16 protein-coding genes, 1 tRNA gene and 2 pseudogenes are annotated in these 24,177 nt (G+C 37.6%); 16 read left to right on the top strand and 3 right to left on the bottom strand.

What is annotated here, in order from left to right:
• The 8 genes from PGN18_RS10730 to PGN18_RS10695 all read left to right on the top strand — a co-directional run.
• Positions 1 to 1,980 (top strand): TonB-dependent receptor domain-containing protein (locus PGN18_RS10730; RefSeq protein ID WP_335319487.1); only part of this gene is annotated, 1,980 nt, incomplete at its 5' end.
• Positions 1,981 to 1,999: 19 nt separating this feature from the next.
• A complete protein-coding gene (locus tag PGN18_RS10725; protein WP_335319486.1) occupies positions 2,000 to 3,472 on the top strand; it encodes a SusD/RagB family nutrient-binding outer membrane lipoprotein in 1,473 nt (490 codons plus the stop codon).
• Positions 3,473 to 4,514: 1,042 nt separating this feature from the next.
• Positions 4,515 to 7,784, top strand: a complete 3,270-nt coding sequence (locus PGN18_RS10720) for a SusC/RagA family TonB-linked outer membrane protein (protein ID WP_335319485.1) — start codon at positions 4,515 to 4,517, stop codon at positions 7,782 to 7,784.
• Positions 7,785 to 7,807: 23 nt separating this feature from the next.
• Positions 7,808 to 9,244, top strand: coding sequence for a SusD/RagB family nutrient-binding outer membrane lipoprotein (locus PGN18_RS10715; protein WP_335319484.1), 1,437 nt, complete (start codon positions 7,808 to 7,810; stop codon positions 9,242 to 9,244).
• A 24-nt stretch (positions 9,245 to 9,268) separates the two neighbouring features.
• Positions 9,269 to 10,303 carry a DUF1735 domain-containing protein gene (locus PGN18_RS10710; protein WP_335319483.1) on the top strand — a complete coding sequence of 345 codons (1,035 nt, stop codon included), beginning with the start codon at positions 9,269 to 9,271 and terminating at the stop codon, positions 10,301 to 10,303.
• Positions 10,304 to 10,383: 80 nt separating this feature from the next.
• The gene (locus PGN18_RS10705) at positions 10,384 to 11,043 is read left to right on the top strand and encodes a hypothetical protein (RefSeq protein WP_335319482.1); all 660 of its coding nucleotides are present in this window, start codon (positions 10,384 to 10,386) and stop codon (positions 11,041 to 11,043) included.
• 1,067 nt (positions 11,044 to 12,110) lie between these two features.
• Positions 12,111 to 15,278 carry a SusC/RagA family TonB-linked outer membrane protein gene (locus PGN18_RS10700; RefSeq protein ID WP_335319481.1) on the top strand — a complete coding sequence of 1,056 codons (3,168 nt, stop codon included), beginning with the start codon at positions 12,111 to 12,113 and terminating at the stop codon, positions 15,276 to 15,278.
• A 17-nt stretch (positions 15,279 to 15,295) separates the two neighbouring features.
• Positions 15,296 to 16,786, top strand: a complete 1,491-nt coding sequence (locus PGN18_RS10695; protein ID WP_335319480.1) for a RagB/SusD family nutrient uptake outer membrane protein — start codon at positions 15,296 to 15,298, stop codon at positions 16,784 to 16,786.
• A gap of 69 nt (positions 16,787 to 16,855) precedes the next feature.
• Here PGN18_RS10695 and PGN18_RS10690 read toward each other — a convergent pair whose 3' ends face one another.
• Both PGN18_RS10690 and PGN18_RS10685 read right to left on the bottom strand, forming a co-directional pair.
• Positions 16,856 to 17,263 carry a DoxX family protein gene (locus tag PGN18_RS10690; RefSeq protein ID WP_335319479.1) on the bottom strand — a complete coding sequence of 136 codons (408 nt, stop codon included), beginning with the start codon at positions 17,261 to 17,263 and terminating at the stop codon, positions 16,856 to 16,858.
• A 1-nt stretch (position 17,264) separates the two neighbouring features.
• Positions 17,265 to 18,164, bottom strand: a complete 900-nt coding sequence (locus PGN18_RS10685) for a S66 peptidase family protein (protein WP_335319495.1) — start codon at positions 18,162 to 18,164, stop codon at positions 17,265 to 17,267.
• A gap of 40 nt (positions 18,165 to 18,204) precedes the next feature.
• Between PGN18_RS10685 and metG the strand changes: the two genes are divergently transcribed.
• Complete coding sequence (gene metG, locus PGN18_RS10680; protein ID WP_335319478.1) at positions 18,205 to 20,313, top strand: methionine--tRNA ligase; 2,109 nt, start codon at positions 18,205 to 18,207, stop codon at positions 20,311 to 20,313.
• Between the two features lie 88 nt (positions 20,314 to 20,401).
• On the opposite strand, the gene PGN18_RS10675 is transcribed toward metG, so the two are convergent.
• Positions 20,402 to 21,124 carry an SDR family oxidoreductase gene (locus PGN18_RS10675; protein ID WP_335319477.1) on the bottom strand — a complete coding sequence of 241 codons (723 nt, stop codon included), beginning with the start codon at positions 21,122 to 21,124 and terminating at the stop codon, positions 20,402 to 20,404.
• A 307-nt stretch (positions 21,125 to 21,431) separates the two neighbouring features.
• Between PGN18_RS10675 and PGN18_RS10670 the strand changes: the two are divergent.
• From PGN18_RS10670 to PGN18_RS10645, 7 genes and pseudogenes are all read left to right on the top strand, one after another.
• Positions 21,432 to 21,659 (top strand): annotated as a pseudogene (locus tag PGN18_RS10670) (GIY-YIG nuclease family protein); the annotation flags it as partial.
• A gap of 64 nt (positions 21,660 to 21,723) precedes the next feature.
• Positions 21,724 to 21,969, top strand: coding sequence for a GIY-YIG nuclease family protein (locus PGN18_RS10665; RefSeq protein WP_335319476.1), 246 nt, complete (start codon positions 21,724 to 21,726; stop codon positions 21,967 to 21,969).
• Between the two features lie 64 nt (positions 21,970 to 22,033).
• Positions 22,034 to 22,279: a GIY-YIG nuclease family protein gene (locus PGN18_RS10660; protein WP_335319475.1), complete on the top strand. Its 246-nt coding sequence runs from the start codon at positions 22,034 to 22,036 to the stop codon at positions 22,277 to 22,279.
• 64 nt (positions 22,280 to 22,343) lie between these two features.
• Positions 22,344 to 22,589 (top strand): GIY-YIG nuclease family protein, encoded by a 246-nt coding sequence (locus tag PGN18_RS10655; RefSeq protein WP_335319475.1) that lies wholly within the window; start codon positions 22,344 to 22,346, stop codon positions 22,587 to 22,589.
• A 146-nt stretch (positions 22,590 to 22,735) separates the two neighbouring features.
• Positions 22,736 to 22,876: pseudogene (locus tag PGN18_RS22405) on the top strand (GIY-YIG nuclease family protein); the annotation flags it as partial.
• A tRNA-Arg gene (locus PGN18_RS10650) sits at positions 22,867 to 22,938 on the top strand. The pseudogene PGN18_RS22405 and the gene PGN18_RS10650, both read left to right, overlap by 10 nt.
• A 218-nt stretch (positions 22,939 to 23,156) precedes the next feature.
• Positions 23,157 to 24,134, top strand: coding sequence for a S41 family peptidase (locus tag PGN18_RS10645; RefSeq protein ID WP_335319474.1), 978 nt, complete (start codon positions 23,157 to 23,159; stop codon positions 24,132 to 24,134).
• Positions 24,135 to 24,177 lie beyond the last annotated feature (43 nt).

The raw sequence follows: 24,177 nt of genomic DNA, 5'->3' as shown, positions 1-24,177 counted from the left end.
TCTGTTTTTAATAATGTGTTGCAAACTCCGAGGGATATCGATTTACCGGCATTGAGAGATTTAAATAACAAATATTACGGTTATGGCTATATTGATGCTGCGGGTATTCCGCACCCTAATTCATACGGATATTATGGAACATATACTCAAAATCCATATTGGATACTCGAAAATTTTGCAAACTATAATGATGTAAGCAGAGTTACAGGTAACTTTAATATAAATTATAAACCGTTAAATTGGTTAGATATTCAGGAAAGAGTTGGTATTGATACTTACTCTGATAGGAGAAGAACAATATCTCCAAAATATAGCTTTGTTGACATTGATCAAACTGCGGAATATGCAGGAACTAATACCAGAACCAATGTTGGTGCCTATCAAATAGATCAATATAATGTTACTGAATTGGTTCATGATTTCATGGTTACTGCTAGACATAAATTTAACGAGGATTTTGAAGGATCGTTAATGTTGGGTAATAATATCAGACAAAGAGGAACAAATACACTTAGTTCTGCTACCAACACATCTGGTGGGCTAGTTGTTCCAGGGTGGTACAATTTGTCGAATAGTAATGGTCCGGTAAACATCATTGCTGATAATTTATCAAAAAGAAGGTTAATTGGTCTTTATGCAGATTTGAACTTATCTTATAAAAATCTCTTATTTTTAGAAGCTACAGCGAGAAATGACTGGTCATCAACACTACCAAAAAACAATAATTCGTTCTTTTATCCAAGTGTAAGTGGCTCTTTCGTTTTTACTGAATTACTTAAAGACTCGCCAGTATCCAATGTTTTAAACTACGGTAAATTAAGATCAAGTTGGGCTCAGGTGGGTAATGATACCGATCCTTATCAGTTGTTATCTACTTATGGAAAGACGACTATAAATGGCAATTTTGGAAGCACGGTGTTCCCTTTTGGTAACGTTGCTGCCTTAACACCAGGATCCACCTTAGGTAACGTAAATCTTAAACCTGAAATTACTACAGCTTTTGAAATTGGAGCAGATTTAGGCTTATTAAATAATAGGATTACAATAGATGCAAGTTATTACAAAAGCAATTCTAAAAATCAGATTTTGGCCATTCCAATTCCTAACTCAACAGGTTATGGATTTAGCGTAGTTAACGCGGGTGAAGTCCAAAATAATGGTATTGAGTTAAGCTTAAAAGGAACTGTACTAAAATCTAATGATTTTGAGTGGGGTTTATTCGGATCATTTACGAAGAACAAAAACAAAGTGGTTTCACTAATGCCTGGTATTGATCAGTTTGTAGTCGGTGGATTCTCAGGAATGTCAATCGTTGCAGCAGTAGGTAGACCATATGGCGAGTTCTATGGCGTTACCACATTAAAAGATGATCAGGGAAGAACTGTTGTTGACGAAACAACGGGCATGCCGTTAAGTACTTCGAAGGCAGAGTATCTAGGCAATTATAATCCTAAATATCAAGCTTCATGGGGTACCAGTATTAAGTATAAACAATTGTCTTTCAATGTTTTGTTTGATACTAAACAAGGTGGAAAATTCTATTCTAGGACGAGATCAATTTTAGCTTTCGTTGGCGCTTCCGCAGAAACCGGCGGAAATAGATTTGGAGAAATATGGCCTAATTCTGTATATCAAGATGCTTCTGGGGCATTTATTCCAAACACAAGTGTTGGTTTTGTTAAACAAGATTATTATGGTGGTAGTTTGCCTGCAGGCTTTAGTATGGTTGATGGGTCTTTCGTAAAATTACGTTCAGCTAGTCTTTTTTACACATTTAACAAGGCTCAGCTTCGACGCTTACCAGTAAGTTCTATCGCAGTAGGTCTTTATGGAAATAATTTATTCATGTGGACAGCTAGTGAGAATCAGTTCGCTGACCCAGAAATTAACTCAGCAGGCGCTGGAAATACTCAAGGATTTGACTTTACTGCGCAGCCTTCGGTTCGTAATTATGGTATCAACCTTAAAGTTACATTTTAACAAATTAAAGGAGTTCAATATGAAAACGAAAATACAAAAATCAAAATATACGCTTTTGCTAATATTAGTTATTGGCATACTGAGTATATCAGGATGTAAGAAATTTTTGGATATCAATGCAAATCCAAATAATCCGGATACCGCGGAACCATCTTTATTGCTTCCAACCGTAGAGGCTGCAATCGGGCAGATTGTTGGGAACAGTTTCCAGGTTTATGGAGGTATGTGGAGCCAGTACTGGACACAGAGTCCAAACAGTTCACAGTATAAAACAATTGATCAGTATAATTTGGCCAATACCGCATTTGACAGACCTTGGTTGACACTATATCGTAATGCATTAATTAACTGTAATCTGATTATCAATAGTAAAGGTTCAAGTTTGGAATACATGAAAGGTATGGCGTACATTCTTAAGGCTTATTCTTACCAGCTTACTACTGATGCTTTTGGAGATGTGCCTTTATCTCAGGCTTTAAATCCTAGTCTTTATGGTTCACCAAAATATGATTCACAAGCACTTGTATATGATAGTATCTTCAACTATATCGATAAAGGTATTGCTTTATTAAAGGTTTCATCAACTTCTCCTGGTGCACAAGATATTATTTTTCAAGGGGATATTCCAAGTTGGCAAGCATTTGCAAATACGCTAAAGCTTAGAGCATATCTTAGAATTGTAAAAGCTGATCCAGCAAAGGCCGAAGCGGGAATAAAAGCTTTATATGCTACTAATCCAACTTTTTTAGCTAAAGATGCTGCAATTAAATACTCTAGTATTGGTGGTAATGAAAACCCACTTTACAATGAAATGTTAGCCTTAGGTAAAGTTCAGAATTTGGTAGCCAGTTCTACCGCAGTAAACGCGTTTACGAGAAATTCGGATAAGAGGTTGCCAAAGTTTTATGATCTAGTTGATGGACAAACAACTTTGAACTCTATAGTACAGGGTAGCTTTGCAGCATCTGGTGTTGCTAAAGTTGTTTCTATACCATCTACGTTAACTGGTGGTAATGCAGCTAACAGTAGTTCTGCAACCGCTCCTGTAAAATTAATTTCCGCGTCTGAATCTGCATTTTTACAAGCAGAAGCAGTGGCCAGAAATTATGCTAGTGGTACAGTTTCTAATTTATTAACGGCAGGAGTAAGAGCGAGTTTTGTTGCCACGGGATTGACAGCTAACGATGCTGACGCATATTTTGCGACTGCGCCAGATGGTCAGGCTGCATTAAATGCGGCTACAACGTCTGAGGCTTTGGTGAAAGTAATTATCACCCAGAAATATTATGCAATGTGCGGAACACAAGGATTTGAAGCTTGGTCAGAATATAGAAGAACAGGATACCCTGATTTTCTTATCACCTCTGTTGGCTCAAATATTGGTGCAGGTAGAACGCCATTGAGATTACTTTATTCAAATGCAGAGTCAACTTCAAACTTAAACTTCCCAGGGAACGTTTTAATTTATGTTCCAGTTTGGTGGGATAAATAAAATTTTTGAAATAATCGGCATCAGTTTTTTTACTAGCGATTAGATGTCTTAGAACTAATGAACATGAAATAGCAGTCAATTATTTGGCTGCTATTTTTTTATGAATCCTAATTTAATTTAACGCGAATTCGGCTTACGAAGATAGTGTTAGCTTCTTTGCGCTATCAATTTAAATATTGAGTAATGGCTTTTTCAGTAAAAATAAATATGAAAATAAGATTGTTAGTTGAAAGTTATTTCTAATCAGTGTTATATATGCTGTAGCTCGCAGATATCTTGATTTCATAATTACCCGGTCTATTATGACTCTTTTCCTAAAACATAATCTACATCTATCGGCTGGGTCAAGTTAATGATCTTTATGTTTTTCTTTAACTTGTGGAGCATCATTTGAATTCCGTCTCCCCCTAAAGTATATCCGTCAGAACTTTGGACACTTATATGTATAAATAATTAACCCACCGAGAATAATTCAGATCATTTCAATAAAATGCTTCCGGCCCCGATCTTCAAACTCTCCTTCTCTATTTTGTTATAGCACAAAGACGCTTAATCCGCTTTAGAATTTCAGCGCCATCTCTTCATGATCGTTGAATGGATACCCTACTATATCGTGGTTGAATTGAATATTTTCTATTTCAGCTAGTCCCTTTTTAAACTCGGAAATTTATGGCAGGTTTGTTCATGGGTATAAGTACTCTGCTTTGATTACAACAGATTCACAAGCCAATCAATATCATTTACTTATAAATTCGAAAATCGCCCAGCTTACAAATGGATAGATTTTTTTACCAGTTTCATTTATTTTAATCACGTTATTCCATTAAGGTTTAACTAAAAACTTATTTATGTATTTATAATCAGATAAAATTTTAACTAAAAAGCCAGTTTTTATTTGATTAAGTTGTTTTTTTTGCTTTCTAGGCCATTTTTTTTAAAAAAGCAAGATAATTGTTAAAAAATGTTAAAAAATATTTGGTGTTATTCGTAACTAACTATACATTAGCATTAATTAAATCATTAACTAACCTATTTTCAAATTATGAAAAAACTTCTACAAAGTTTGTTCATTCTCGTGCTGTGCGCATTTTCAGCGTTTGCTCAAGAAAGAACAGTCACTGGTACAGTTACTGCACAAGAGGATAACCTCCCAATCCCTGGCGTAAGTGTAAAAATTAAAGGTACTCAATCGGGTACAGTTTCCGCTGCTAATGGCAAATTCTCTTTATTAGCACCAAATGGATCAGTTTTAGTATTTACTTATGTTGGCTACAAACAAAAAGAAGTAACCGTAGGTTCTTCAGCTGTAGTTAATGTAATGTTAGAAAGTGATGCCAATCAATTAACAGAGGTTGTTGTTCAAGGTGCTTATGGCACAAAAACCACGGCTAGAGCTACAACAGCAAATATTCAAACGATTAGCGGTGAAAAGCTAAATACTGTACGTGGAACAAATATCAACAATGCTTTAGCGGGTAAAGTTGCAGGTATTCAGGTAAGAAGTCAATCGGCAGCGGCTTTGGGAAGAAACACTCAAGTAAGGATGCGTGGTGCAGGTGGCTTCGGTACAGGTAGTGGTGCGCTTTATGTTGTTGATGGAACAATTCTTCCTAATGCAGATGACGTTAACTTAGATGATATCGAGGATATTTCTATTTTGCAAGGTCCTGCAGCAGCGGCTTTGTTAGGTTCACAAGCGGCTGCTGGCGCAATTTTGATTACCACAAAAAAAGGTAAGAAAACCGAAGGGGCAGGTATCACCCTTAATTTGGGCGCAACATTTGAAAATGCCTATATTTTACCGAATTATCAAAATACTTATGCCGGTGGTAACTCTGCTGATCTTATCCAGTACAACTGGAAATCCGGAGATCCTATAGAGTGGAAGGCACTTGATGGTAAATATTATCATAACTATAGCGATGATTCAAGCTGGGGGCCTAAAATGGTAGGTCAAGAATATATTCCTTGGTACGCTTGGTATCCAGGTACTCAGTATTCATATAAAACCGCTTCGTTAACACCACAGCCAAATAATGCCCGTGATTACTTTAACACTGGTATCGCCATAAATAACTCAGTGACCTTCGCTAATGCTGGAGAAAAGTATAATTTTAAAATGACTTATGGAAACCAATATACTCAAGGTTTGGTACCTAATACAAATTTGAAAAAAAATACTTTAAACTTGGTTTTAAACTATGATCTTAACAAACACTTTACAGTAGGAGCAAATATCAACTACGTTAAAACCGCATTAGGTGGAGATATCGATGATGCTTATTCAAGTCAAAGTACAGGATCATTTAACCAATGGTTCCATAGAGATTTGGATATGGGAATCATGAAAGAATTAAGAGGATTAACCGTGCCAGGATTGAATGGAACTAACATTTATGGTAGCTGGAACCATAATGACCCAACTTCGTTCAACGCAGCAGATCCAAAAGCATTTTACGCAGGTAACTATTGGTATAACTTTTATACCTATTACGATTTATTAAATAAAAATAACCAGAGAGATAGACTTTACGGTAACGTATATTTAACTTATAAGGTTAATGACGATTTGAAATTTACAGGAACTTACCGTAAACAACAAAACACAACATTTACTGAAGACAAATACAGTACACGTTTAAATGATAGTGGTACGCAAACGACAGGTAATGATCCACAGGCTCGTGGTTATTATTATACTGCTAACACTTATTCAAATAGGGAAAACTATGAGTTGTTAGGTCAATATACTAAGAAAATTCAGGATTTTACTGTTGATGCAACTGTGGGTACAGATATTTTCAGAGCAGATTACAAAGATAATTCGGCACAAACAGATAATGGGTTGGTGATTCCAGATTTGTTTACTGTTCAAAACTCTGTTAATCAGCCTATAATCGGTAATACGAGATATATAGAAAAATACAGAGCTGTTTTTGGCAAATTAACTTTAGGCTATAAAAACTACCTGTTTTTAGAAGGAACGCTTCGTAACGACTGGTTCTCAACTCTGCCACAGGCAAACAACAATGTACTGTCTAAATCCATTGGTGGTTCATTTGTGTTCAGCGACTTACTTCCTAAAGAAAGTTTTGGTTGGTTATCAAATGGTAAATTGAGGGCTTCTTATGGTGAGATTCCGCAGGCCCTATCTGATCAGTCAGGTCGTTTTGGCGCGTATGTTTACCCTGGTTTTGCATATGGTGTAAATGCGTTGAAATGGAACGGTAATTTATTAATGACCACTCCTGATGCTTTAGTGGACCCTGATATTACAGGCGCTACTTCTTCAAACTATGAATTCGGGATCGATTTAGGATTCTTAAATAAGCGCCTTACCTTACAAGCGACTTATTGGGACGCAACAGAGAAAAATTTCCCAAGATCTATTTCAATCAACGCTGCTTCGGGCTTTAGCTCAATCTTTACTAATATTGGCCAGGTTAACAAACGAGGATTAGAATTTCAACTTACAGGTAATCCTATTAACTCTCCAAACTTCTCTTGGAGTATTTCGGGAACATATGCTAACTTATTAGATAATAAAGTGGTAGAGGTGAGTAAAAAATACGGTATCACTCGAATTTCAGGAGTTGATGCTGTTTGGGGTACAACTATGCCATATATGGTACACGAAGAGGGTAAGCAATGGGGACAGATTTTCGGAAATGGAAAGAAAAGAAATGCAGATGGGGTTCCGTTATTAGATGCTAATGGGCACTTTGTAAATGATCCTAACGTATTTTTTGGTAGTGTGCTTCCGAAACACACTGGTGGTTTGCAAAACTCATTTACCATATTTAAAGATTTCAATGTGAGTGCTAATATCGATTACCAATTTGGTGGGAAATTCGTATCGTTATCAAATATGTGGGGGTCATATAGTGGTTTAACAGCTCGCACTGCTGCCTTGAACGATAAAGGCGTTTCTGTTCGTGATAACCCTGCGGATGGTGGCGGTGTTAGAGTGGATGGTGTTGATGCCACAACTGGCCAGCCAAAAACCTACTATTTAAGTGCAATTGATTACTATCAAGGTTTATATAATTCTAGAACATTTGATGATTACATTTACGATTTAACATTCATCAAATTACGTGAGGTATCAGTTGGATACAATATTCCAGTTAAGAAGCTAGGAATAAGTAAATATATCCAAAATGCAACTTTCTCGGTAATTGCGCGTAACCCTGTTTTAATTTATGCCAAAACAAAAGATTTTGATCCATCAGAAGTATCTGCTACAAGTGGTGAAACTGCTCAGCTACCAGGTACAAGAGGATTTGGTTTTAACTTAAGAGTAGGATTCTAATCTAAAAAACAAAAGAAATTATTATGAAAAAGAAATTTATATATGCATCCTTGATAGGTTTGGTGTTGGCCAGCTCAGTGGGGTGTAAAAAAATAGAGGATTTTGGTGTAGCAAATGATAATCCAGCTGCAACGACAAATCCAAGGGTTGATGCCTTGTTAACTAACTCGATCGCAAGCTTGAGCGGTTATGCGTTTTATGTAACGGGGGGCTATTATTCCCAGTATTTTTCACAAAGCCAATATCCTGATGCGATGTTATATGCTTTGGATCAAAGTGCATTTACTGGTGCTTACAGTGGCATACTATATGATTTGGAAAATATTCAACTGGTAAACACAAGCAACAATCAAAACCAGATTGCCAAGATACTTCAACAATACGTATATTTTCAGTTGACCAATCGTTGGGGTGACATTCCTTATAGCCAAGCATTAAAGGGAATTACTGTAAATGCACCGGCCTACGATACACAGGAAGCAATTTACAAAGGGATGTTAGCGGCATTAACTACCGCAGCAACTTCTTTTAATTCTTCTGCAATTACAGGTGATATCATGTTCAATGGTGATGTTGCTGCCTGGAAAAGAGTAGCAAATTCCTTGAGATTGGTAATTAGCATTCAATTATCGAAAAAATACCCTGGGGCAAGTGATTATGCGGCGACACAATTTAAAGCTGCTTTAGCTGATGCTGGAGGTGTTATCACTTCTAATGCCCAGAATATGCAGCTCACACCTGCTGCACCAAATTTCAGAAACGTGATTTGGGATGGCTATAATGGCCGTAAAGATTATGGCGAAAGTAAAACGATGACTGACTTAACAGCTAGTTTAGGAGATGGCAGACAGGCTGTATTTGGAGGCGCTAGTGAACAATCAGGAAATGTAGCAACGTCAAATGTAGGTATTCCTTATGGCGGTGATAAAGCATCAACAGAGAGTTTTACAAATAATAACCCGACTTGGGCTCGTGTTTTGCGCGGCGATAAACGAGATCAGGCTAGCCCTGTATACTTCATAACTGCTTCGCAAATCGCATTGATCAGGGCCGAAGCGGCTAATCTAGGCTGGACTAATGAAAATTTGTCTGATTTGTACATCCAAGGTATTACCTTATCATACGAGCAATGGGGAGTTGGTACACCCTCTTCAGCATACCTGGCTAATGCCAATGTGGCTATTGGGGCTGTTGGAGCGGCAAACAATGTTAAAAATATTTCTACTCAACGGTATTTGGCTAGTTATCCTGATGGACAACAAGGATGGAACATTTGGAGAAAAACAGGATTCCCTGTACTTACACCAGCCGCTGCTGCTGTGAACTCTTCAAAACAGATACCAAGGAGAATTGCTTATTCTCCAACAGAACAAACGACCAATAAAGCAAATAACGATGCAGCAATTGCTCGTTTATCCGGGGGTAATACTCAGGATGCCAGAATGTGGTGGGATCAATAATCGTTAACGTTTAAATTAATTAAAATGAAAAATCATTTTTTAAAATATGCTGGGATTGCGTTATTGTTCGCTATTACAGCCGTATCTTGTAGGAAAGATGCTTTTGAAGGAACCGAAACCGGAGATTCAGGTACTACCTATTTTAAAGTGCTGGAAGGTAGAGAGGTAAAGTTGTTCTTCTCTCCTTTTTCAGATATTAAAAAAGTTGCCATGTTCAGTATCCGTCGTGATGCAGCAAGTAATGCTGATCTGCAGCAGTCGGCAACTATAAAATTAGAACAAAATGCTGGTATTATCACAAAGTATAACACAGACCATGCAGACACATTTGAAGAATTACCCGCAACCTATTATACTTTTGGAGGTGATGGAGGTTATTCCAAAACTGCTACTGGCTATAATGTCAATTTCGCATCAGGAGTATTCTCTCAGAATTTCAAACTAAATATAGATGGTTCCAAGTGGACAGATTTAGGTAAAAAATATGCACTTGCTTTTCGTGTAACAGACTGGGGTGGAATTAAAAAAACAGCGGCAACAAGTGATACAATAATGGTTTTTGTTAGCATCAAGAATAAATGGGATGGAGTATATAGTGTAGCAGGTAGTATGGTTGATGTTACAAATGCTACCTTAGGCCACATCAATGAGTATTTAACCTCTTCAAATAATACCGTTGGTGTTACAGCTCCGATGGAGTATGAGTTAAGAACATTATCACCAACTAAATGCATTGTTTATGATAACCATTTCTTTGGAGGTAATTATGTTCCAATTCGTTCAGGAACAAGTTATAGTCAATATGGCAGTTTCGCTGTGACAGTAGAATTTGATCCTGCAACTGACAAGGTTGTAGCTGTAACCAATACGTATGGGCAACCGGCTTCTAACACACGTTCAGGTAGGCTGGACCCATCAGGAACGGTTAATGCTTATGACGCAGCAACGAAAACAATAACCATTAAATATAACATGCTTCAGCCAAGCGTAGTAACTACTTCTCCATTTGTTAGAACAACATGGAACGAAGTGTGGACCTATCTTCGCGCAAGACAGTAATTAAATTATAAAAAAACCCGCTTCATGCGGGTTTTTTTATATTAAAATATTAAATTCGGTATAACTTCATCAAATAGATTATGAAAAAAATATTCCTTTTATTAGTTGGTACAATAGGATTTGTTTCAGCTGAAGCCCAAGTGTACAGGAATGTAAATATGGGAGGCGATCACCAAACCATTCGTGCAAAAAGAACAGATGCTGATTTTGAAGGTTCCCCGTACCTATTTAGTGATTGGCAAAAAGCAGTCGTGCAATTCGGGAAAGGTATAGAGCCCTCATCTAGCGAAGTGAAATATGATTTGCTAGCTGATTTACTGGTGTTAAAAGGTAAAGATGGCGAAGAGTATGAATTTAAAGATCAACCTAAGGAATTTTTATTGACATCATCAAAAGAACTATATAAAAATGGTTTCGCTCCTGTTGATAAATTTACGGATAAAACTTTTTACCAAATCATTTATGAGGGTAAGATTAAATTCCTTAAAAAAACAGCAAAAACTATAATTGAAAGCAAGGGATATAATACTGCAACAGTAACCCGAAAAATAGCTGATGATACGCAATATTACATCGTTAAGGCAGATAATAAACCAATTAAAGTAAAGTATACTGAAAAGTCGATTTTCTCTACATTAGGCAGAAGTGAAGAGCTAGCTAGGTATTGTAAAGAAAACAAACTAGATATAAAATCTACTGACGGCATAGTTAGACTGTTAACTTATTATGATACATTTTAAAATGACCTAGACTTCAACTGGTACGTTTATTAAAGTTCCTTTTATGCCGTGTGTTTCCGGTTTCATCTGTACTAAACTTCCAGATGTATTTATTTGAACATTTCAATGGGAAAATGCACTTGGCTTCCGAGGTTAATCAAATGCGGTGAATTTAGGTGAATAAAGTAATTTCTTCAACATCTTATCAAAGTTTATGCATGCCTATTCTTTTTAATTTGGGCTTTTTCTCTATGAATAGATAACCATTTTCGAAAATGATCATATCTTACATCTCACGTAATTCTGTTCATTTTTATTATTTTATAATGGTTGCTTAACCGGCAACAAATATATTTGAGGATGAAATCCGGGTGGCCTATACTTTTACTGTTCGTTAACAACGCTGAGTGTACTTGATAAAATAATTATCAAGTGTAACTGGATTAGATTCAGAAAAGCGTAAACCAAAGCCGAAGCTTTAACTATTAATCGATGCGTAAGTTAAATGCTATTTTTGGAGTTTTTTTCTCTAAATATTGACTTGAGTATAAATGTTGATTATTGAATTTTTTCTAGCCAATTCACGATCGTATTAGATAAAACCTTATGCAGTCTATACAATCCTACCAGTAAAATAGATAAACCTACATGATTGAATGCCTAAATAAAGAGTTTAAAATTGTATTCAAGTCGCCGTATCCGAGCCACGCTAGTAAACGTTCTAGATATTTGCAAAAACGTATATTCATTTTTCTTTGAGAGCCGTTACCAGATATTTGATTTGCTAATTTAAGCAAGCTAGTTCTAAATAAACGTAACTCATATCATGATACTATCTTATTTAAACATTATTTTCTAATAGCGTTTTAATGTATTTGTATCTTTTTTGCTAAAGATATTGTCCATAAATATGTGTGTGTTTTTCATTTGTTGAGAATTTAGGTGTTCCAGCATGTTTTTTAATGATATTAAGTACCCATTATTCGGTTTTGCTAAATTATAATATTAAAAATATCTGTTTGTAATATTTGCATGACGAAATACTAAGTCATATCTTGTATTATTATTAACTAAACTCAACTTTTTTTATGAAAAAACTTCTACAAAGTTTGTTCATATTGCTTTGTATTGCTACAACTGCAATAGCGCAAGAAAGAACAATCACAGGTACAGTTACGGGAAAGGATGATGGAATGCCGCTCCCTGGTGTAAGTGTAAAAATTAAAGGTGCATCTGGAGGAACTGTAACAGGTGCAAACGGAAAATATTCCGTTAAAATCTCGCCACAAGCTACAGCTTTAGAATTTTCTTACATTGGCTATATTGCCCAATCAAAAGCAATTGGTGGAGGATCAATAATCAATGTTGCTTTAGTGAGCGACTCCAAAACATTAACCGATGTTGTAGTAACAGGTTATGGTGTAACCAGAAAAAAAGACTTTACAGGCGCTGCGGCTACGGTAAAAGGTGACGACCTTAAAGATAAACCAGTACAAAGTTTTGTACAGGGTTTAACTGGACAGGCAGCAGGCGTTAGCATCATTCAGCCAAATGGTTTGTTGAATAACCCTCCTGTTATCCGTGTAAGGGGTGTAAGTTCGATCTCCTTAAGTTCTTTTCCTTTGGTTGTGGTAGACGGTATCCCCTTTCCTACCAACGATGCATCTGCAAACTCTGCAACAAACAATCCACTGGGAGATATCAATCCAGCAGATATTGAAACGATTGATATCTTAAAAGACGCAGCCTCTACAGCGCTTTATGGCTCAAGGGCAGCTGCTGGTGTATTGGTCATTACTACTAAAAAAGGAAAGAGCGGCGATGCAAAAATCACTTATGATGGATGGTATGGCGTAAACAATGCTGTCCGCTTGCCTGAGTTGTTAAATGCACAGCAATATATAGATAGTAAGAATACAGCCATTGCAAATGCTTTGGCGCTGAATCCAAACGCAGTACCTGCATCTCAAAGAGATGCAAATAACAAGAGTTTCTTTCCAAGTTATAATGCTGATGGTTCACTGATTGATACAAAATGGTACGATGAGGTTTACAGAACAGCCCAGTCTCAAAATCATAATGTAACTTTAAGTGGCGGTACTGCTAAAACAACTTACTATTTATCTGGAGGTTTGTCAGATCAAGATGGTTTCCTTAAAAATAATACCTTCAAAAGGTATGCCGCTCGCTTAAATGCAACACATAAAGCTACAGATTGGTTAAGCCTAAGCATGAATGTGAGTTATAACAATAGTATCAACAAAGCACCAAATAGCGGATCAGCTCCAGGCGCAGCATTTAACTCTTCAGGATTAGGCCGTATCGCTATCGCTATTGCGCCAAATGTACCGGTGTATAATGCTAGCGGTGGCTATAATATTTCTGCTAATAACGTAGGTAATGGAGCAAATCTTATTACCAGTACATGGGCCCACCCAACGGTATTAGTAGACAAAGATTTAAATAGCTCAGAGAATAACAGGTTCTTAACAAATTTGGGAGCAGATCTTAAAATTATTGATGGCTTAAATTTCAAGACCAACTTCTCTTGGGAAAGAGCGAATACGGAAAACATTCAATTCTGGAACCCGCTTCAAGGGGACGGATATTCTTTTAATGGATATGCTTATAATAACGCTGCAAGAAGAAATAGCTGGAACTGGATAAATACCTTGCAATATATGAAAACCTTTGGTGGAGCACACAATTTAAGCTTAACCATTGGTAGTGATGTTCAAAATACGAGAACAACAAATTGGGGTGCAGTTCGTCAGGGATTAGGAGATCCAACTTTCTTCAATCAATTTCAGGGAACGTTCACCACCAATGTTCCTGGGGGAAATAGTATCAATGAAATCGCGTTTCAGGCTTATCTGGCCAGCGCAAGCTATAATTATAAAGGAAGGTATTACCTGAGTGGAAATTTTAGAAGAGATGGAAACTCTGCTTTGTCATCAAATAATAAGTGGGGTAATTTTGGTGGTGGATCTGTAGGGTGGACAATTTCTGAAGAAGAATTCTTTAAAAATGGTTCATTAAGCAAAACAATCAACTCTTTAAGATTGAGAGCAAGTTATGGACGTGTGGGTAATGGTAATGTGCCTGCTTACAGTGAATATACAACTTATAGCCCAGGTCTTTATGGAGTTACTCCATTTGCATGGATTTTTGGGCAGGCTGGAAATAAGGAACTCAAGTGGGAAACAAGTAACCAACTGGATATCGGTTTAAACCTTGCTTTGTTTGATAACCGATTGACTTTTGAAGCAGACTATTTCAAAAAGAACATTAACAACTTGTTACTTAACGTACCGCAGGCACTATCAAAAGGTATTCCAAATGATCCTGCCGGAACAATTCTAGCCAACGTTGGCTCAATGTACAATAAAGGATTTGAATTTGCATTAGGCGGTACACCGATTAAAACAACTAAATTTTCCTGGACAGCTAATTTAAATTTAACCACTATTAAAAACGAAGTAACGGCTTTAGATCCAAACGTATCACAAATCATTGGTACAACTGGCGGTCTTGAATCAGCAAGCGTAACTAAGGTAGGAGAGTCAATTGGTAGTATTTATGCCGTTAAAACGAATGGCGTTAACCCAGCCAATGGTAGAAGAATTTATATTAATGCCGCTGGTCGAGAAGTTCAGTACCAGCACTTTGGAGGTGCCAATGCATGGACTTATTTGGATGGTACACAAGCTACCTCTCCTGCAGGCGACGCCCAGGTAATAGGAGGCACTTTGCCAAAATGGTATGGTGGTTTCAATAACACTTTAAATTATGGAAACTTCGACTTGAATGTTATGTTTACCTTCTCCGGTGGAAATTATATTTACAATGGTACCCGTGCCGGGCTTTTAGATCAACGTGTTTGGAACAACTCAACTGAAGTGCTGAATGCATGGACAACCCCAAACCAACAGACAAATATTCCAAGGGTGGTTTATGGCGATAATGTTTCAAATGGCTCATCGTTTGCTATTGATGCTAACGTAGAAAAAGGTGATTTCTTGCGACTACAGGCTGCAACTTTGGGTTATCGCATTCCTAAAAGCGTTTTTGGTAAATCAGGCATTAACAGTATCAGGGTTTATACATCTGTAAACAATGCTTTCTTGATTACAAAATATACAGGAGTAGACCCAGAAATATCAACAAATGGAAATAGTAATCTCGCAAGTGGTGTTGAGCGCAACTCTATCCCACAAGGCAGATCATTTACATTTGGTATCAGTTTAGGCTTATAATATTAATTATTACATTCATGAAATTATTTCATATCAAAACATATCAATTGAAGTTAGCTACTGCAGCTATACTAGCAATACCCTTAATTGGAAGTATTTCATCTTGCAAAAAAGAATTTTTAGAAAAGGTTCCGGAATTGACACTTCCTGATCAAGATGCATTTGCAAACCCAACAAGGATTTTAGGTCAGGTAAATGGGCTATATTCTTCTTCCAAAGCGGGTTCACTATTTGGAGGAAGGTATCTGATATACAATGATATCAGAGCGGAAGAATTTGTTAATAGGACCGGGAATTCGGTTACTGGTTATGATGTTTATCAGGGAACCAATAACTCAACCAATACTTATGTTGCCAGTTTTTTTTCGCAGGCATATCTAACGATCAATAGGGTAAATCTGTTTTTAGATGGCCTTTCTAAGAACAGTTCGGTGTTAACACCGGCAGTAAATGCGAACTATGCTGGTGAAGCCAAATTTATAAGGGCATTGAATTATTTTGCCTTAGTACAGATTTTTGCTAAGCCATATGTACTTGATAATGGTGCTTCTAGGGGCTTGCCATTGCGTTTAACACCTGAAACATCATTAGCGAACAATGCATTAAAAAGTAGTACCGTTGCCGCAGTCTATGCGCAAATTTTAAAAGATTTGGATGAGGCAGAAGCCGGTTTGCCTGATACTTATGGTACGCCTTTATTGCGCACTACAAGAGCCCACAAGAACAGCGCTATAGCCCTGAAAACCCGTGTTTATCTGGCAATGGGCAACTACCCAAAAGTATTGGAAGAAGGAAATAAAATAGTGCCACAGGCAGCACCGTTTAAGAATACAGCTAGAACTGCCCACGAATTACAGGCAAGTATTGTAAGTGTTTTTCAATCTCCATTTACAACTTCAGAATCGATATTTTCTTTCCCAATGGCAGATACCAATGCACCAGGTACGCAAAACCAGCTTGGATATTACTATAGTTGGGCTGGCAATGGAAACCTGGAATATTCACTAAACAAGACGGGCGCTGGTATCTATGCTGATCCTGCATGGCCAACAAGCGATGCAAGAAAGTCACTTTTGACACAGGATGCAACAATTTCAGGGGTATTACATTCTTTTCCAATTAAATACGGGGCGGTATCTCCATTTATTGATTTTGTTCCGATAATCAGGTATGCAGAGGTATTATTAAACGTAGCGGAAGCTGAAGCGCTGGCTCCCGGAGGAAATCTTGTCCGTTCAAATGCGCTTCTACAAGCTGTACGTACGCGTTCAGACGCATCTTATATTTATGGTGCATTGCTCACTCCAGCAACACTAGAAGCCGCAATATTAAAAGAAAGAAGGATTGAGCTTCTGGCTGAAGGATTTAGGTATAATGATCTGGCAAGAAAAGCCGCTCCACTCCCATCATTCGGTGCTGGTGCATCCATTCCTGTTAGCGATCAGCGTTACACATTCCCGATACCAATTGGAGAGTTAAATACAAACCCATTGGTTAATACACTTTAATAAAAACTCGATTAAAAAAACGAAGGTTGTCTTAAATGACAACCTTCGTTTTTTTACGTTTAAATCAACCTATTTCTTATCCACACTGTATTTCCCAGGGCCTATAAAAATCAAACCTAAAAATACAATACCTAATTCAATGGCATGGCTGGCACCTTGCAAGCCTTCGCCCTGGCCAAAATGCACAAGGGCAGCAATCATCATCGTAAAAATCAATAGGATCAGCGCCGGGCGGAAAAACAATCCTACAATCAGGAGAAAACCACCAAAAGTCTCTGCAACCGCAGCCATAAATCCCCAAAATATCGGTATAAAATCTATCCCGATCACTTTCATGCTTCCACCTAAGCTGGTCCAGCCACTTGGGCCACCTGCAAGTTTTGGAAAACCATGAATGATAAACATAATACCCAAGCCAATACGTAGCAGTAACAAGCCCGTATTGCGGTATTTTCCTAAGTTGTCTAAAATTGCCATCTTATAAGTATTTAAATTGAACGTTATTTGTTTCTACTTTTAAGGCCACTTCAGCGCCTAAAACCATGCTGAGGTTATTGTCGATATGCCCCGTTGGAAAATTAAAGCAAACCGGGAAGCTGTATTCTTTAACCAGATCCCAAATGACCTCATCAGCAGTTTGCCCAAAAGAAATTTTTTCTTCTTCAATTTCCGTAAAGGCACCAACAATCAAGCCTTTTAAATTTTTTAGTTTTCCGGCTCTTTTTAGCATGCGCAACATGCGGTCTATGCCATATTCCTGTTCACCTACATCCTCCAAAAATAGAATTTTATCGGTAAAATCCATTTCCGAAACCGAACCCTGTACCATAGTGAGCAAACTTAAATTTCCACCTATTAAAACTCCGTTTGCCTCTCCTGCCTTGTTCTTAAATAAGCTCTGATATGAATAGGTTTGTTTCTCACCAAACAAGGCCTTTTGTAAAGAGCGCAAAGCCTCTGGGGTAGATTCATCAAATGTGTAGGGCATTTGCGCATGTATACATTGGCAATTGCATTGCGCAACCAGATGGGAGAGCAAAACCGTAATATCGCTAAAGCCTACAAACCATTTGGGGTTCTTATTAAACTCTGTAAAGTCCAGATCATCAATAATCCGGATGGTACCATAACCTCCACGCCCAGAAATGATTGCTTTTATTGATGGGTCATCTAAAAAACGCTGAATATCTTTCGTTCTTAAAGCATCGGTACCTGCGAATTGATGGTGGCTGGCATATACGCTATCGCCCATAGCAACTTCCAAACCCCAGCTTTCCAATTGTGCTATGGCTTGGTCAATAGGTTTGGGTAATTTCTTTGCCGGACATACCAGCGCAATCTTATCTCCTTTTTTTAAATATGGGGGCTGCTTAATCATCTTCAAAACACTTATCTTTGCCAAATTAATAAAAATTGTTTTGGATAATAGTAAAATAAAAAGATATACCGTAACTGCAGCCCTTCCATACACCAATGGGCCAGTTCATATCGGGCACCTGGCTGGGGTGTACATCCCTGCAGATATTTATGCCCGTTATTTAAGATCGAATAAACGCGATGTAAAATTCATCTGTGGATCTGATGAAAATGGTGTTCCCATTACGCTTAAAGCCAAAAGAGAGGGCATTACACCTCAGGAAGTGGTAGATAAGTACCATAAAATTATTGGCGATTCTTTTAAAGAGTTTGGGGTGTCTTTCGATATATATCACCGTACTTCATCGCTTACGCATCACCAAACGGCTGCTGATTTTTTCGAAACCCTTTACGATAAAGGTATTTTTACCGAAGAGGTTACCGAGCAATATTACGATCCCACTGCAAAACAATTTCTGGCCGATCGTTATATTACCGGTACCTGCCCTAAATGTGGCAACGAAAATGCCTATGGCGATCAGTGTGAAAACTGTGGGTCTACACTTAATGCGACTGATCTGATTAATCCAAAATCTACCCTATCAGGCGATAAACCTATCTTAAAGGAAACTAAAAACTGGTTTTTGCCGCTTGATAAATATGAAGACCGTTTACGGACCTATATCGAAAGCCATAAAGAATGGCGGCCTAATGTTTACGGCCAGTGCCAAAGCTGGTTAAACGCAGGTTTGCAGCCAAGGGCAATGACCAGAGATTTAGACTGGGGAGTACGTGTTCCACTCCGCGATGCCGAAGGTAAAGTGCTTTACGTATGGTTTGATGCGCCAATTGGATATATTTCTGCAACCAAAGAGTTGTGTAACTATGCTAAGCTTGATGTTTGGAACCCTAAAGCTGAAGAATATTATATTAACAACTATGAAAACGATAAATGTGGCTGGGAAGAATACTGGAAAAGTGACGAAACCAAATTAGTCCACTTTATCGGCAAAGATAATATCGTTTTCCATTGTATTATTTTTCCGGCGATGTTAATGGCGCATGGAGAATATACGCTGGCTGATAATGTGCCTGCAAACGAATTTTTAAACCTGGAAGGACAAAAAATCTCCACGTCTAAAAACTGGGCCGTTTGGTTAAACGAATATTTAAGAGAGTTTGAAGGTAAACAAGATGTATTGCGTTATGTATTAACCGCAACAGCTCCTGAAACTAAAGACAATGATTTTACCTGGAAAGATTTTCAGGCCAGAAACAATAACGAGCTTGTAGCGATACTCGGTAATTTTGTAAACCGTGTGGTGGTGCTCACACATAAATACTTTGATGGTGCTGTACCAACCTGTATGGAAATTACAGAAGTAGACCAAGCTGTTATTGATGAATTGGCAGGTTATCCGGCTAAGATTGCTGCATCTATAGAAAACTACCGTTTTAGAGAGGCTTTATCGGAAGTAATGAACGTGGCCCGCTTAGGGAATAAATACCTGGCCGAAACCGAACCCTGGAAACTGATTAAAACCGATGAAGATCGCGTAAGGACAATCTTACATATTGCGCTTCAAATCGCGGCCAATATTCAGATTTTGATTGAGCCTTTCATGCCTTTTACCGCAGAGAAGTTAATGAAGATGCTTAAAAATGGTGGCCATGATTGGGATGATGCCGGTACAGTTAATCTATTAAAGCGTGGTCACGATATTGGCGAAGCTGTGCTGTTATTTGAAAAGATTGAAGATGCAGAGATCGACTTCCAGATCGAGAAGTTGAATCAAAGCAAAGCCAGTAATGCGGCTGGTAATGTTGTTGCTGCTCCGGCAAAAGAAAATATCCAGTTTGACGATTTCTCTGCAATGGATATCCGCGTAGCCACTATTGTTGCTGCTGAAAAGGTAGAAAAAACGAAAAAGCTATTAAAATTAACCGTAAATACGGGTATTGATGAAAGAACGGTAGTTTCTGGTATTGCAGAATATTATAAACCTGAAGACATTGTAGGTAAACAGGTAAGTATGATTGTGAACCTGGCACCCAGAGAGATCAAGGGAATTTTATCACAAGGTATGATTTTGATGGCCGAAAATGCAGAAGGCAAACTTACTTTTGTGGCACCTGTAGAAAAATTCCAGGAAGGCAGCGTAATCAGATAGTATTTAGCTGTTCAAAAATATCAAGCCATTCGGGATCATCCGAATGGCTTTTTTATTGATTTATTTCAACGTAAGCTGATTTCTGATATTAAGGATTCATCCGGTTAAAATAGGCAGCGATGGTCTCATTGTTAGCGGCTGCCCTATCTGTACTGGTGCCAAAAGTTAATTCCGTTTTACCTTCTCCCATCTGCTTAAATACCGATTCTACAAAGTCGCTTACCGATGGATATTCATCATGTAGCCCTTTACCGCCTAAATCGGTATTTAGTGCTGGTGGAATCATTTCAATCACTTCAATACCCGAAGCCTTAAGACTATGGCGTAGCGAGAGCGTAAAAGAGCGCATAAATGCTTTAGTTCCGCAATAAACAGGCACTGTTGCTAAAGGTACAAATGCCAATCCCGATGTTACATTAATAATGGTAGCTAACGAATTGAGCCGACAGAACAATGTTGTTAAATGGAGTGGCGCTACAATATTCGTAGTAATTTCCGCACCTGCCTTTTCGGAAAAGTCGTTGTCGTTGATATTCATCCAGTTTTGGATGCCCGCATTATTAACCAATACATTTAAATCACTATGATGTTTAGCAACCCAATTGTACAGTTCAATCCGGTCTGCTTCAACAGCCAAATCGCATACTTTGGTAATTACGGTAGGTAGTTTTTCTGCGGCTTCCTTTAAAGCCGATGCTCTTCGTCCACAGATAATTACAGTATTGTTTTCACTGATAAACCTTTCAGCCAATCCAAAACCGATTCCGGTTGCACCTCCTGTAATCAGGATTTTATTTTTTGTTAGTTTCATATCCTTAATCAATTTAATCAGACAAATATGAAGTTATTGAAATGATTTATTATGGTGAGTAGTACAGTTTTTATTAATGTGTCTAAATGCGTAATGATTTGGATAGATGAGCTTCATAGTTAATTCTTTAAGTGTTTAAATTCAATTCATTGGGGTAAACCCTTATGAAATGAATTCTCTTGAGACAAAACTTTTACTATATTTGCGCAACAGATGGTCCCGTAGTTCAACGGATACCCGCCTGAACGACGTAGTCGGGCAGGGAATAGAAGTTTCCTAAACTTTAAATACGAGTTACTTTGCCTATGTAATTAAAAGTGTACACTTTGATTATTTTTATAAAGGACATTGTGAAGATTTAGATAAACGATTAAAAGAACACAACGCTGGTAAGACGACGTCAAATAAGGCTTACCTCCCCTTCATAGTTTTTTATTATGAAGAATTTCCAACAAGGAATGAAGCGATTAAAAGAGAAAAATATTTTAAATCTGCTTCAGGAAGGCGATATTTGAAAAATAAAATGGTCCCGTAGTTCAACGGATACCCGCCTGAACGACGCAGTCGGGCAGGGAATAGAAGTTTTCTAAACTTTAAATATGAGTTACTTTGCCTATGTAATTAAAAGTGTACACTTTGATTATTTTTATAAAGGACATTGTGAAGATTTAGATAAACGATTAAAAGAACACAACGCTGGTAAGACGACGTCAAATAAGGCTTACCTCCCCTTCATAGTTTTTTATTATGAAGAATTTCCAACAAGGAATGAGGCGATTAAAAGAGAAAAATATTTTAAATCTGCTTCAGGAAGGCGATATTTGAAAAATAAAATGGTCCCGTAGTTCAACGGATACCCGCCTGAACGACGCAGTCGGGCAGGGAATAGAAGTTTTCTAAACTTTAAATATGAGTTACTTTGCCTATGTAATTAAAAGTGTACACTTTGATTATTTTTATAAAGGACATTGTGAAGATTTAGATAAACGATTAAAAGAACACAACGCTGGTAAGACGAAATCAAATAAGGCTTACCTCCCCTTCATAGTTTTTTATTATGAAGAATTTCCAATAAGGAATGAGGCTATTAAAAGAGAAAAATATTTTAAATCTGCTTCAGGAAGGCGATATTTGAAAAATAAAATGGTCCCGTAGTTCAACGGATACCCGCCTGAACGACGCAGTCGGGCAGGGAATAGAAGTTTTCTAAACTTTAAATATGAGTTACTTTGCCTATGTAATTAAAAGTGTACACTTTGATTATTTTTATAAAGGACATTGTGAAGATTTAGATAAACGATTAAAAGAACACAACGCTGGTAAGACGAAATCAAATAAGGCTTACCTCCCCTTCATAGTTTTTTATTATGAAGAATTTCCAATAAGGAATGAGGCTATTAAAAGAGAAAAATATTTTAAATCTGCTTCAGGAAGGCGATATTTGAAAAATAAAATGGTCCCGTAGTTCAACGGATATCCGCCTGAACGACGTAGTCGGGCAGGGAATATGAGTTACTTTGGCTATGTAATTAAAAGTGTACACTTTGATTATTTTATAAAGGACATTGTGAAGATTTAGATAAACGATTAAAAGAACACAACGCTGGTAAGACGAAGTCAAATAAGGCTTACTTCCCCTTCATAATTTTTTATTATGAAGAATTTCCAATAAGGAATGAGGCGATTAAAAGAGAAAAATATTTTAAATCTGCTTCAGGAAGGCGATATTTGAAAAATAAAATGGTCCCGTAGTTCAACGGATAGAATAGAAGTTTCCTAAACTTTAGATATGAGTTCGATTCTCGTCGGGACCACTGTTTTAAGCCCCCTTTAATTCTTCTAAAAGGGGGTTTTTTTATTGATAGCACTGATGTCTTTTATTAGTGTGAAAGTAGATACGTATATCGTGTATCTCTCAAATAGCAATAACCTGTAAACCTTTAAATATATTTCATGTGCAACCTTTTTGGTTAATCTCTCGTCTACAAAATGTATCAATATTTTACAGTACTAATTTATCTATATTTAAAACATGAAGATCCCTGCCTATCTATTAATCGTCTTATGGGGTGTACTTTATAATCCCGTTTATAGCCAAAGCAACTCACCTAGCCGTACTTCAGTAAAATTGAATAAAGAAATTTTCAATATACTGAAAAATAATTCCATGTTTAGCGACAAACTGGATTGGCGAAACATACAAGAGGAAAGTAAAGCCCTATCGTTAAGCAGTAATGATTCCATCAGCCAACAAGTGCTTTATAATTTCTACACAGAAAAGTTAAGGGCAGTTGGTGATAAACACTCTTTTTTTATATCAGCAAAACGGATGGAGCAGATTGCTGAGGCCCCAATGGTAGAACGGCCACAAGGTGACTATCTGGGAGATGGAGTGGCCTGGGTCAAGGTGCCAAGGTGTTTGAGTTTTGATGAAACGAAAGACGCTCTTTTTGCCGACACCATCCGTCGCATCATTCAAAAATTAGATACAGAAAACATCATTGCAGGCTGGATTGTAGATTTGCGACATAATACTGGTGGTAATATGTGGCCTATGTTGGCGGGGCTCAATGGGCTGATTGATGATGGTACCGCAGGTTATTTTGTATCTGGTAGCATGGAAAAAAAGAGGTCTTGGCCAAATGAAAATGGTCAAATTTCGGGTAAGCCAGCGAACATTAGTACATATAAAATCAAAAATAATTCCCTAAAAATCGCTGTGTTGCTAGATGCAAGAACCGGAAGTAGTGGCGAAATGGCAGTAGTTTCCCTATTGGGGCTACCCAATGTTAAATCTTTTGGGCAAACATCAGCCGGATATACCACGGCAAATTATACCTACAATCTTTCCAATGGTAGCCAGTTGCAACTGGCCAGAACCTATGTAGCCGACCGGACTGGAAAGGGCTATCCTGAAAATATTAAACCTGATGTTTTTGTGGAAGATCTTTCTAATACCAGGAATGACCGCGTTATTGCCGCCGCTAAGGCATGGTTATTAGAGAAGTAGCCCTGGCAGCCGTAAGCAATTCATTCTTTGTTGCCTGTGAGTT

Source organism: Pedobacter terrae (assembly GCF_036946585.1).
In the GTDB taxonomy this organism is placed as follows: domain Bacteria; phylum Bacteroidota; class Bacteroidia; order Sphingobacteriales; family Sphingobacteriaceae; genus Pedobacter; species Pedobacter terrae_C.
Note: the sequence above shows the minus strand (reverse complement) of the source record. Positions and strands in the feature narration are given on the sequence as shown.